The sequence below is a fragment of the Curtobacterium poinsettiae genome (assembly GCF_047226435.1).
GTDB classification, from domain to species: Bacteria; Actinomycetota; Actinomycetes; order Actinomycetales; family Microbacteriaceae; genus Curtobacterium; species Curtobacterium poinsettiae.
Genome location: NZ_CP178434.1, coordinates 2,763,576 through 2,775,807, shown reverse-complemented (window position 1 = coordinate 2,775,807; position 12,232 = coordinate 2,763,576). Strand labels below are relative to the sequence as shown.

Here is a 12,232-nt window from a genome sequence, read left to right as displayed (position 1 = left end):
ACCCGGTCCAGGTGCGCCTGGCAGCATCGGAGCGGTGAACCCCGACACCGTCCCCGCCCGTCCGTCCGAGCCGGCTTGGGTCCAGCACGTGATGTGGTGGCACGTCTACCCGCTCGGCTTCGTCGGCGCCGAGGTCCGCCCTGCGTCACCGGTGGGGGAGCATCCGCTCGAACACCGCCTCGACGGCCTGACCGGGTGGCTCGACCACGTCGTCGACCTCGGTCTGAACGGCCTGTTGCTCGGCCCGGTGTTCGCGAGCTCGACCCACGGGTACGACACGGTCGACCACTTCCGGATCGACCCGCGCCTGGGCGACGACGCCGACTTCGACCGTCTGGTCACCGCGGCGCACGAGCGGGGCGTGCGGGTCCTGCTGGACGGGGTGTTCAACCACGTCGGCCGCGAGCACCCGGCCTTCACCGCGTTGTCGGAACAGGGCCCCGAGGCACCGACCGCCGACCTGTTCGCCATCGACTGGTCCGGCTGGCAGCCGGGACAGCCCGTGCCCGTCGGGCTGTTCGAGGGGCACGACATCCTCGTCGCGCTCGACCACGACAGCCGCGCCACCGAGGACCTCGTGGTGCAGGTCATGACGCACTGGTTGGAGCGGGGGATCGACGGCTGGCGGCTCGACGCGGCGTACGCGGTGCCGCCGGCGTTCTGGGCGCGGGTGCTGCCACGGGTGCGGGAACGGTTCCCGGATGCCTGGTTCAGCGGTGAGGTCATCCACGGCGACGCGGCGGCGATCGCACGCGACTCGACGATGGACTCGCTCACCCAGTACGAGCTGTGGCAGGGGATCTGGCACGGCATCGCGGACCGCAACGGCCACGAGCTCGCGCACGCGATCGAGCGGCACGACGCCCTGCTCGCCACCTTCGCCCCGACCACGTTCGTCGGCAACCACGACGTGACCCGGATCGCGAGCGCGGTGGGGGAGCGGTTCGCCGGGCACGCCGCCGCGGTGCTGTTCACGGTCGCGGGGACGCCGGTGGTCTACGCCGGTGACGAGTACGGCTGGACCGGTGTGAAGGAGGAACGCGAGGGCGGCGACGATGCAGTCCGCCCGGAGTTCCCGGCCGAGGTGCCCGCGCCGACGGACCTGACGCACGCGTACGAGGCGCTCATCGCCCTGCGCCGCCGGAACCCGTGGCTGCACCGGGCACACACCGACGTCGTGCACCTGACCAACACCGCCGTGGTGCTGCGCACCGCGACGGCGGACGCCGCCGTGGTGACCGCCCTGAACCTGTCGGACGACCCCGTCGAGGTGCCCGTGGCCGACGCGACGCAGGTCGAGGCGGGCGGGGCCGATGTCGGGGACGGGACCCTGCGCCTCCCGGCCGGGGGGTGGGCCGTCCTGTCGCGTTCGTGAGCAGAAACGGTCGGGTCCCCATCGAGGACCCGACCGTTTCTGCGCACCGAGCGAACGCGAGCGAACGCGAACGCGCGCTCCCTACTTGCGGGCGGACGCCGCCCGGCGCTTGTTGAACACGTCGAACGCGACGGCGGCGAGCAGCACCAGACCCTTGATCAGGGACTGGAACTCGGTACCGACACCGAGGATCGACATGCCGTTGTTCAGCAGGCCGATGATGAGACCGCCGACGATGGCACCCGGCACGGTGCCGATGCCGCCGGTGACGGCCGCGCCACCGATGAAGACGGCGGCGATGGCGTCGAGCTCGAAGCCGTTGCCAGCGCCCGGTGCCGCCAGGTTGAGCTGGCCGGTGAAGACCACGCCCGCCAGGGCCGAGATGACACCCATGTTGACGAAGAGCAGGAACGTGACCCGCTTCGTCTTCACACCCGACAGCTGCGCGGCCAGCGCGTTGCCACCGATCGCGTAGATGTGGCGGCCGAACACGGCGCTCCGCATGACGACCGAGTAGATCACCACGAGCGCACCGAGCACGACGAGCACGATCGGGGTGCCGTTGTAGCTGGCGAGCAGGAGTGCCACGTAGATCACGAGCACGGCGCCGAAGGCCGTCTTCACGATGAACCAGGCGAACGGCTCGCTCTCGAGCTGGTACTTGCGACGCGTGATGCGACCGCGGAACGCTGCGATCACCATGACGGCCGCGGCGGCGAAGCCGAGGATCATCGTGAGCGGCTCGTACCCGGTGGTGCCGAAGGACGGCAGGAAGCCGGAGCCGAGCGAGCGGAAGCCGGTCGGGAACGGCGAGATCTGCTGGTTCTGCAGCACGATCTGGGCCGCGCCGCGGAAGGCGAGCATGCCCGCCAGCGTCACGATGAACGCCGGGATCCCGAAGTAGGCGATCCAGAAGCCCTGCCAGGCACCGACGAGGGCACCGACGACCAGGCAGAGCACGACCGCGATGGGCCACGGGATGTTCCACTGCGTGATCATCACGCCGGCCATGGCACCGGTGAAGGCGACCACCGAACCGACCGACAGATCGATGTGCCCGGCGATGATGACCATCACCATGCCGATGGCCAGGATGAGGATGTAGCTGTTCTGGACGATCAGGTTCGACACGTTGATCGGGGCCAGCGTGATGCCGTTCGTGGTCACCTGGAAGAAGATGACGATGACGATCAGCGCGATGAACAGGCCGATCTGTCGGAGCTGCCCGGTGAGGTAGCCGACGGCGGACTTAAGCGCGTTCATTGACAGGGGTCTCCCGTTCCTGGGTCATGTACTGCATGAGGACCTCGGGCGTCGCCTCGGAGCGCGGGACGTCGGCCGTGATGGTGCCCTCGGAGAGCGTGTAGATGCGGTCGCAGATGCCGAGCAGTTCGGGGAGCTCGGAGGAGATCACGATGACCGCCTTCCCCTGGTCGGCGAGCTGGTTGATGATCGTGTAGATCTCGTACTTCGCGCCGACGTCGATGCCGCGGGTGGGCTCGTCGAGGATGAGCACGTCGGGGTCGGCGTACATCCACTTCGACAGGACGACCTTCTGCTGGTTCCCGCCGGAGAGCTTCCCCGTCACGACGTCGACGTTCGGCGCCTTGATGTTGAGGCTCTTGAGGAACTGGCTCGCGACCGTGGTCTCCTCCGAGGAGTTCACGAACCCCCAGTTCGCGAGCTTCCCGAGCGCCGACCCGGAGATGTTCCGCTTGATGTCGTCGATCAGGTTCAGGCCGTAGCGCTTGCGGTCCTCGGTGACGTAGGCGATGCCGTTGTCGATCGCCTGCGAGACGGTGTGCGTCTTGATCGGCGTGCCGCGCTTGTAGACGGTGCCGCTGATGCCGGTGCCGTACGACTGGCCGAAGACGCTCATCGCGAGTTCGGTGCGGCCGGCACCCATCAGCCCGGCGATGCCGACGACCTCGCCGGCCCGGACGTTCAGGTTGGCCCGGTGGATGATCTCGCGCGACGAGTCGAGCTGGTGGTGGACGGTCCAGTCCTCGATGCGCAGCAGTTCCTCGCCGATGACGGGGTGCTCGCGCTCGGGGTACCGGTTCGACAGGTCGCGGCCGACCATCCCGCGGATGATGCGGTCCTCGGACACATCGTCGGCGCGCATGTCGAGCGTCTCGATGGTCTTGCCGTCACGGATGATCGTGACCTTGTCCGCGATCGCCTTGATCTCGTTGAGCTTGTGGCTGATGATGATCGCCGTCATGCCCTCGGCCTGCAGCGAGCGGATGAGCTCGAGCAGGTGCGCGGAGTCGTCGTCGTTCAGCGCGGCGGTGGGCTCGTCGAGGATGAGGAGCTTCACCTCCTTCGAGAGCGCCTTCGCGATCTCGACGAGCTGCTGCTTGCCGACACCGAGGTCGACGACCTTGGTGACGGGGTTGTCCTTCAGCCCGACGCGCCCCAGCAGCTCGGCTGCCGTCAGGTTCGTCTTGTTCCAGTCGATGAAGCCGCCCTTGGACTGCTCGTTGCCGAGGAAGATGTTCTCAGCGATCGACAGGAAGGGGCTGAGGGCCAGCTCCTGGTGGATGATGACGACGCCGGCGGCCTCGGAGTCGTTGATGTTGGCGAACCGCACGGGTTCGCCGTCGAGCAGGATCTCGCCGTCGAAGGAGCCGGCCGGGTAGACCCCCGACAGCACCTTCATCAGGGTCGACTTGCCTGCGCCGTTCTCGCCGCAGATCGCGTGGACCTGGCCGCGCTCGACCTCGATCGTGACCCCCTGCAGGGCCTTGACGCCGGGGAACGTCTTGGTGATGTCCCGCATCTCGAGGATGGTGTCCGCCATGTGGACGCCTTTCCGTCGTGCGCGCGCGTGCGCGCGCTGGTGGAGACGGACTGGAGGCGCGGTGCGCAGCTGGCACCGCGCCTCCGGTCCGAGAGATGGGCCCTGACTACTTCAGGTCGGCTTCGGTGTAGTACCCCGAGTCGACGAGGACTTCCTTGTAGTTGTCCTTCGTGACGACCGTCGGCTGGAACAGGAAGGTCGGGACGACCTTGACCTTGTTGTCGTAGCTCTTGGTGTCGTTGACCTCGGGCTTCTTGCCGGTGAGCAGGTCCTCGGCCATGGTGACCGACTGCTTGGCGAGCTTGCGCGTGTCCTTGTAGATGGTCGAGTACTGCTGCCCGGCGATGATCGACTTGACCGAGGCGGCCTCGGCGTCCTGGCCCGTGACGGTCGGGAGCGGACGGTCGCTCGTGCCGTACCCGGCACCCTGCAGTGCCGAGATGATGCCGATCGAGATGCCGTCGTACGGCGAGAGCACGCCGTCGAGCGTGGTGCCGCCCGAGTAGGACTTGGCGACCAGGTTCTGCATGCGGGCCTTGGCCGTGGCCGGGTCCCACTGCTGCGTCGCGGCCTGGGACAGCTTGTCCTGGCCGGACTGGATCTTCAGCGTGCCGTCCTCGAGGTACGGCTTGAGCGTCTTCATGGCGCCGTTGAAGAAGAACCCGGCGTTGTTGTCGTCGAGCGAGCCGGCGAAGACCTCGATGTTGAAGGGGCCCTTCTCGCCGGTCTTCTTGCCGTCCGCGTCGAGGACACCCAGGCCGGTGAGCAGGCTGTTCGCCTGGTCGACGCCGACCTTCTCGTTGTCGAAGGACACGTAGTAGTCGACGTTCTTGTTGCCCGTGAGCAGGCGGTCGTACGAGATCACCTTGATGCCGGCCTTGGCGGCGGCGTCGAGCTGGTCGGAGAGCGCGCCACCGTCAATCGACGCGATGATCAGGACCTTCGCGCCCTTGGTGATCATGTTGCTGACCTGCTGGGCCTGCTGCTGGACCTTGTTGTCGCCGTACTCGAGGTCGACCTTGTAGCCGGCCTTCTCGAGGTCGCTCTTGACGGCGTTGCCGTCCTTGATCCACCGCTCGGAGACCTTGGTGGGCATGGCGACGCCGACGAGGGCGCCCTTGTTGTCGCCGCTGCCGCCACCATCGGTGGATGCACGGCCGCCGGCCGAGCAAGCGGCCAGCGAGATCGCGATGCCGACGGCTGCGACGCCCGCGATGATCCTGCGCTTCATCATCGAAGTACCTCTGTTCCTTCGCGTCGTCCTCGACGCGGTCGGGTGCCGGGGCTGCTGTGCCCCGCGGGATGCGCTCGTGTGAGCGCTCACATCTTGTGGGTTCCGTGACGGGGTGTCAACTCAGCGTCGCCGTTTCGTGATCTTGCCGCGGTGGCCGGACCGAGCGGTACGGTTGGCCACGTGAGCACCAGGACCGCCCCCGAGGGCACGGGCGGCAAGCGCCGGAAGGCCCCGACGATCTTCGACGTCGCCGAACGCGCGGGCGTGTCCCACCAGACCGTCTCGCGTGTCATCAACGGTGACCCGACCGTCCGCGAGCAGTACCGGACGCAGGTCACCGACGCCGTCACCGCGCTCGGGTACCGGCCCCGCGCCGCCGCCCGGGCACTCGCCGGCGGGCGGAGCAAGGCGCTCGGCATCATCACCGCCGGCGACGCGCTGTACGGACCGTCGAGCACCTCGATCGGCTTCGAACGGGCCGCGCGGTCCGCCGGGTACCACGTGCTGCTGTCCACCCTGCCCGAGGAACCGACGCCGTCCGACCTGTCCGGCGCGCTCACCACGCTGCTCGCGCAGGACGTCGCCGCGATCGTGCTCGTCGCCGCCGACAACCGGGTGCTCGACGCCCTCGCCTCGCTCACCGTGCCGGTCACGGTGCCCGTCGTGGTGTCGAACGCGGTGCAGCGCGACGCCGTCCGGAACCCGGTCGCGCCGAGCGTCGCCGCGGTCGCGATCGACCAGGCCGCCGGCACCTCGCTCGTGATGCAGCACCTGTTCGACCGCGGACACCGCCGGATCGTGCACATCGCCGGACCGCACGTGTCGCAGGAGTCCGAGGTCCGCCGTGCCACCTACGTGCGGATCATGCAGGACGCCGGGCTCGAACCCGTCGTGCTCGAGGGCGACTGGACCCCGGCGAGCGGCTTCGCAGCTGCCCGGCACATCGACGTTGGGACGGTCGACGCGGTCTTCGCGGGCAACGACCAGATGGCGCTCGGGGTGCTGCACGCCTTCGCCGACGAGGGGCTGCGGGTGCCCGACGACATCGCGGTCGTGGGCTTCGACGACGTCCCCGAGGCCGCGCACTTCACGCCGCCGCTGACCACCGTGCGGCAGGACTTCCGGGCGATGGGGGAGCGGGTGCTCGACACCGTGCGGGCCCTGGTCGAGGGGGAGCCCCGTGACGAGACGCTGCTCGCGCCCGAGCTGGTGGTGCGGCGCAGCACGTAGCGCCCCCTCGCACCGTGGGGCGGTGTGCGGGTGGTGCGAGGTTCTTCCGTGCGCCGGCCCGCGGCGCACGGTGCAGCGTTGTGCGGCCGGTGCGAGGTTGATCGCTCGGTGCGGCGCTACAGTCCCGCACCGAGCGATCAACCCCGCACCGGTTGAGGGGCCGCGCACGGTGCGAAGCCGCGCACGACCCTGCACCGACCGAGGGGCCGCGCACGGTGCGACACCGCGCACGACCCCGAGCTGACCCGACCGTCAGCCCTTCAACGCCCCGGACGACAGCCCGGCGACGTAGAACCGTTGCAACCCGACGTACAGCGCGATGCAGGGGATCATCGCCACCACCGACCCGGCGACGAGGTTGCCGTAGGACACCTGCCCGTACGCCCCGGTCTGCAGGTTGAGCAGCGCGACCGGCAGCGTGTACAGCGAGTCCTTCGTCAGGAACGTCAGGGCTCCGAGGAACTCCGTCCACGACGCCAGGAACGCGTAGAGCGCCGCGGTCGCCGCCCCGGGCAGGAGCAGCGGGCGGAGCACCGACACGACGACCCGGAAGCGCGAGGCCCCGTCGACGAACGCCGAGTCCTCGAGCTCGGTGGGGATCGACTCGAACGCGTTCCGCATCACGAACACCCCGAACGGCAGGTTCACCGTCGTGTAGAACAGCACGAGCCCGAGCAGCGAGTTCGTCAGCCCCATCGCGTTCATCTCGAGGTACAGCGGCGTGAGGATGGCCTGGAACGGCACCATCATCGTCAGCAGCACCAGGCCGAACACGACGCCGGATCCCCGGAACCGGAAGCGGGCGAAGCCGTAGCCGGCCATCGTCGCGATGACCGCGGTCAGCACCGCCGTGGCGATCGACACGATGAGCGAGTTCACGACGCCGGTGAGCAGGTGCGACGACGAGGCGAACACGGCGGCGAAGTTCTGCCACCCGAGCTGGAAGAACGTCGCCGGGTCCGGGGCCTGCGTGATGACGGCCTCGGACTGGAACGCCCGCAGGATCGACCAGATGAGCGGGACGCCGAACACGAGGGCCGATCCGATGCCGGCGATCGCGTAGAGGGTGCGCTTCACGGTGGTGTCGCGCGGGTGCTGGACGCTGCCCTGCTGGTGGCGACGACGTCGGCCGTCGCCCGTGGTGGTCAGGGTCCTGGTGGACAGGTCCGGCGCCGCGAGGGCCGCACGGGAGGTCGTGGTGCTCATGGCTCAGTCCTTCTCTCGCAGTGCCCAGAACTGGAACACCGTCACGGCGGCGATCACCACGACGAGGGCGATCGACTGGGCGGTCGCGGCCCCGAGCTGCAGGTTCACGAACCCGCGGTTGTAGATCGCGTTCACGATGGTGGTGGTCTCGGTGCCCGGTCCGCCCTGGGTCAGGATGTAGAACTGGTTGAAGGCCAGCAGCGACCCGATCACCGAGATGATGACGCTCAGCGCGACGGTCGAGCGGATCATCGGGAACGTGATGAGGCGTTCGGTCTGCCACCAGGACGCCCCTTCGAGCTGCGCGGACTCGTAGACCTCGTCGGGGACGCCCTGCATCGCCGACATGAGCAGCACCATCGTCAAGCCCGACACCGCCCAGACCACGAGCACGCAGATGAGCACCGTCGCCAGCGGGCCGTTCACGAGCCACGCGGTGCTGCCGTCGGTGATCCCGAGCCAGCGGAGCACCATGTTGACGGCGCCGGAGTTCGGTTGCGCCTCGAGCACGAGCATGAACGAGAGCGTCGTCAGCCCGACCACGTACGGCAGGAAGAACACCGTCCGCAGGATCGTGCTGCCGCGGCGGCGGGCCCGGACGAGCACGGCCAAGAAGTACCCGAGCGCCAGGATCGGCAGGGTCACGATCGCCGTGTACAGCAGCGTGTAGCCGATCGCGTGCACGAACGTCGGGTCCTGGAACAGCGTCAGGTAGTTCTGCAGCCCGATGAACCGGTACGGACCGATCAGGGGCCAGTTCGTGAACGAGATGTAGAGCGCGAACACGAGCGGGACGAGCACGAAGACGGCGACGAACAGGATCGCCGGGGCGACGAGGACGGCGCCGGTGCGCGGCGGGTGGGTGAGCGAGTTGCGGGTCCGGGCGGAGCCGCCGCGCCCCGGGCCGCGGCCCACGGTGGGACGGCCCGGGCCGGTCCGGGCGGCGGGACGCCGGGTGGAGATGGTCGACATGCGTGCACCTCTCTGTGCATCAACAAGAGCGAGACGAGCCAGAGCCCGAGACGAGCGAGACGAGCGAGCAGGCAGGCTCAGGCCTGCACCTGGTCGAGGATCCGCTGGTAGTCGGACTGCGCCGTCCGCATGGCGGCAGCGCTCCCCGACCCGAACACGGCCTCGCGGAACATCGCGAAGTACGGCGACGACGGCTGGTTGTTGAGCAGGTTGTACGCCAGCGTCTGCGGCGCGTAGCCCTTCTCGATGGCGTCGAGCGGGCCGTACGCCAGCGGGAACCGCTTGCGGTACTCCGGGGTGGCGGCGTCGGACCGCGTCGGGAAGTACCCGCCGTCCGGCAGTGCCTGCTGCTGTTGGAGCGCGTTCGCGTACTGCATGAACGCCCATCCACCGGACGGGTTCGCCGCCCCGTTCGGGATGCACATGTTGTCGCCGCCGTCGAAGAACGACCGCTGGCCGTCCCACGACGGGATGAGCACCGTCTGCATCTTCGCCCGCATCGCCTTGGTGGCCGCGGGCACGGTCGCCCCGTACGAGGTCGGGAAGATCCCCACCTTGCCGGCCCGGAAGTCGGCACCCCACGTGGTACCGGCGTCGGAGTACGTCGCCTTCGACAGCACGCCGTCCTTCCACAGTTGCCGGTAGAACTCGAGCATGCGTTCGAGGGCCTCGTTGCCGGTGATGTTCGGCCGCTGGGAGCCGACCTCGCCGGTCATCATGTCGACGCCGGTCGCCCAGACGTGCGGCTGCGTGACGAAGCCGATGATGCCGGCGGCGTTGCCGGAGATCGACCAGCCGTACACGTCGTCGTCGAGCTTCCGGATGGCCTTCGCCGCGTCGAGCAGCGTCGACAGGTCCCTCGTCGACTCCTCGACGTCGAGGCCCGCACGCTCGAACAGCTCGGTGTTGACGAACAGCTGCGAGTTGTCCGCCAGGTACGGCAGCCCGTAGTACCGGTCGCGGTACTCGAGCAGGCGCAGGTGCCCCGGCGAGATCGCATCGAAGTAGTCCAGGCTCTTGACGACGTCGGTCAGGTCGGCGAACGCCTCGCGGAAGATGAACAGCTGCGAGTTGATGTCGTCGATGTCCACGACGTCCGGCGGCTCACCGCCGCGGATCGCGGTCGCCAGCTTGGTCACGTACTGCGCGTCCGGCACCGGGGTCAGCTGGACCTGCAGCTCCGGGTTCGCCTTGTTGAACCCGGCGACGGCCGACGTCAGGCCGGCCTGGGTCGCCGACCGGCACCACACCTGCACCGTGCCGGTCGCGTTCTTCCCGAAGCTCGCGGGCTTCGCGACGACCTTCGGCAAGGTGCCGGAGCACCCGGCCAGGGCGAGGGCTGCCCCGCCGGCGACGCCGCCGACGAGGAACGCACGGCGGTCCACGCCGGTCACCGCGCCAGCGGGAGCCAGACGCGCATCGGCGCGGCTCCCCGGTTCGCCCACGCGTAGTACGGGACCGCGGTCGCGGTGACGTCGTGGACGTTGCGACCGGCCTGGAGGCCCGTGGTGGCGCCCTGCAGACCGGCCACGTCGTCGACGTTGGTCGCGTCGCGGGCCGTGGTCGCGCCTCCCGGCCCGTCCAGACGCTGGTACGGCCAGGCCGGCTGCACGTGCTCGGCCGGGGCGTGCCCCGGGATCCGCAGCGTGACGACGCCGTCGAGCAGGTCGCCGCGGTGTTCCTCGGTGATCGGCGCGTCGGCGTCGACCGTCAGGTCGTCGACCGTGAAGCCCCGCTGGTCCGCCTGCTCGACCGCGTACACGAGCGGGCCGCGCTCGATCGCGACCTGCCCGCGGGCGGCGTCGATGCGGGCGTCGGCGACGTACCGGTGCGGCGTCGTGTCGAAAACGAGCTCGACGGTGTCGCCCGCCGACCACTCGCGGTCGACGACGTGCAGCGTGCCCGCCGTGGGGTTCGCGGACCCGTCCGGACCCGTGACGGTCGTGGTGTCCGACCAGGCCGGGATCCGCAGGCCCAGGGCGAGCGGGCCGTCCTCGGTGACCGTGACGCGGACGCGGCCGTCGTGCGGGGAGTCGGTGTCGACGCGCACCGGACCGAGGTCCGCGGTGGCGTACTGGTGGATCTGCAACCCGCCGTCCGTCGCGGTCGCCAGGTAGCCGTCGAGGCTCGCGAAGGTCCGCATGATGTTCGGCGGGCAGCAGGCGCAGTCGAACCAGCCGCGACGCCCGTGGGCGGGGGAGCGGTTCTCGTCCTGGTGGGCGTGGTCGCGCTGCTGCAGCGGGTTCACGTAGAAGTACTCGGTGCCGGCCAGGCTCACCCCGGCGAGGAACGCGTTGTAGAGCAGGCGCTCGATCGCGTCCGCGTACACGGGCTTGCCGGTCGCGAGCAGCAGGCGCCAGGCCCACTGCACCCCGCCGATCGCCGCGCAGGTCTCGGCGTAGCCGCGGTCGGTCGGCAGCTCGTACGGGTCGCCGAACGCCTCCCAGTCCCAGCGAGCCCCGAGGCCGCCGGTGATGAACGCCTTCGTCGCCATCATGTCCGCGAACTGCGTCTCGCTCGCGGTGAGGAGCTCGGTGTCCCCGGTCTCGATCGCGACGTCCACGGCACCCGCGGCCAGGTACACGGCGCGGACGGCGTGCCCTTCCACCGTCGTGGCTTCGCGGCTCGGCACCCGGTCGGAGAAGTACGTCGGCTCGCCGCCGGCACGCTCGATGATCCCGTGGCCCCGGGCATCGACGAACCAGTGCGCCAGGTCGAGGTAGGCGCGGTCGCCGGTCTCGCGGTACAGCTCGACCAGGCCCATCTCGACGACGGGGTGGCCGTCGACGTCGCGGGTCTTCGGCGTGCCGTCCGGGGCGGTACCGTCGCCGAACGTGCGGACCAGGTGGTCGGCGTTCTTGATCGCGACCTCGAGGAGCCCGGTGTCGCCCGTCGCACGGTGCTGGGCCACGGCCGCCTGGTACAGGTGCCCGGCGCAGTACATCTCGTGGCTCCACTTGAGGTCCGTGTACCGCTCGCCCTTGCCGCGGACCTGCTGCACGGAGTCCAGGTAGCCGTCCTCGGCCTGGGCTCGGGCGTACAGCGCGGTGACCTCGCGCTGCAGGTCGAGCAGGTCCTCGGCGGGGGCGCGGCCGTACTCCCACGCCACGGCCTCGAGCCACTTCGTCACGTCCGAGTCCATGAAGATCGGGCCGACGGCCTCGCCCTCCTCGAGCCCCGCGGCGATGCGCAGGTTGCGGAAGTTACCGGCCGTCTCGAGCTGCTGGTAGCCGCTCCGCACGGCGTCGCGGCCGTTGCGCTCCTGTCGGAGCGCCCAGAAGCCGCCCGTGATCCGGGCGTCGCCGGTCGGCAGCGGCCGGAGCGTGAGGTGCGCGTCGGCGGTCGGGAGGACCGGGGTCGCGGTGTGCGCGCCGCGATCGGTCGCGAGCGTGGTGGTCATGTCGCCTCCTTG

The 12,232-nt window shown here is 69.7% G+C and carries 9 protein-coding genes; 2 read left to right on the top strand and 7 right to left on the bottom strand.

The window, feature by feature from the left end; translation table 11 throughout:
- Positions 1-34: 34 nt before the first annotated feature.
- Complete coding sequence (locus ACL00U_RS13040) at positions 35-1,375, top strand: alpha-amylase family glycosyl hydrolase (protein WP_412873473.1); 1,341 nt, start codon at positions 35-37, stop codon at positions 1,373-1,375.
- Positions 1,376-1,456: 81 nt separating this feature from the next.
- Here ACL00U_RS13040 and mmsB read toward each other — a convergent pair whose 3' ends face one another.
- The 3 genes from mmsB to chvE form a co-directional block, all read right to left on the bottom strand.
- Positions 1,457-2,638: a multiple monosaccharide ABC transporter permease gene (gene mmsB, locus ACL00U_RS13035; RefSeq protein ID WP_017888387.1), complete on the bottom strand. Its 1,182-nt coding sequence runs from the start codon at positions 2,636-2,638 to the stop codon at positions 1,457-1,459.
- Complete coding sequence (gene mmsA / locus ACL00U_RS13030) at positions 2,625-4,178, bottom strand: multiple monosaccharide ABC transporter ATP-binding protein (protein WP_042540350.1); 1,554 nt, start codon at positions 4,176-4,178, stop codon at positions 2,625-2,627. The genes mmsB and mmsA overlap by 14 nt, the downstream gene beginning before the upstream one ends.
- Positions 4,179-4,284: 106 nt before the next feature.
- Positions 4,285-5,412, bottom strand: coding sequence for a multiple monosaccharide ABC transporter substrate-binding protein (chvE, locus tag ACL00U_RS13025; protein WP_017888389.1), 1,128 nt, complete (start codon positions 5,410-5,412; stop codon positions 4,285-4,287).
- Positions 5,413-5,592: 180 nt separating this feature from the next.
- Here chvE and ACL00U_RS13020 point away from each other — a divergent pair, with 180 nt between their 5' ends.
- On the top strand, positions 5,593-6,642 hold the full coding sequence (locus tag ACL00U_RS13020) for a substrate-binding domain-containing protein (protein WP_017888390.1): 1,050 nt from the start codon (positions 5,593-5,595) through the stop codon (positions 6,640-6,642).
- A gap of 252 nt (positions 6,643-6,894) precedes the next feature.
- Here the strand turns inward: ACL00U_RS13020 and ACL00U_RS13015 are convergent, their stop codons facing one another.
- The 4 genes from ACL00U_RS13015 to ACL00U_RS13000 form a co-directional block, all read right to left on the bottom strand.
- Positions 6,895-7,848, bottom strand: a complete 954-nt coding sequence (locus tag ACL00U_RS13015; protein WP_052481898.1) for a carbohydrate ABC transporter permease — start codon at positions 7,846-7,848, stop codon at positions 6,895-6,897.
- A 3-nt stretch (positions 7,849-7,851) separates the two neighbouring features.
- Entirely contained in the window at positions 7,852-8,820 is a 969-nt protein-coding gene (locus tag ACL00U_RS13010; RefSeq protein WP_259494051.1) for a carbohydrate ABC transporter permease, read from the bottom strand.
- A 77-nt stretch (positions 8,821-8,897) separates the two neighbouring features.
- Positions 8,898-10,214 carry an ABC transporter substrate-binding protein gene (locus ACL00U_RS13005; protein ID WP_236559471.1) on the bottom strand — a complete coding sequence of 439 codons (1,317 nt, stop codon included), beginning with the start codon at positions 10,212-10,214 and terminating at the stop codon, positions 8,898-8,900.
- The gene (locus ACL00U_RS13000; protein WP_412873472.1) at positions 10,211-12,220 is read right to left on the bottom strand and encodes a glycoside hydrolase family 127 protein; all 2,010 of its coding nucleotides are present in this window, start codon (positions 12,218-12,220) and stop codon (positions 10,211-10,213) included. Before ACL00U_RS13000 ends, ACL00U_RS13005 begins: the two co-directional genes overlap by 4 nt.
- Between the last annotated feature and the right edge of the window lie 12 nt (positions 12,221-12,232).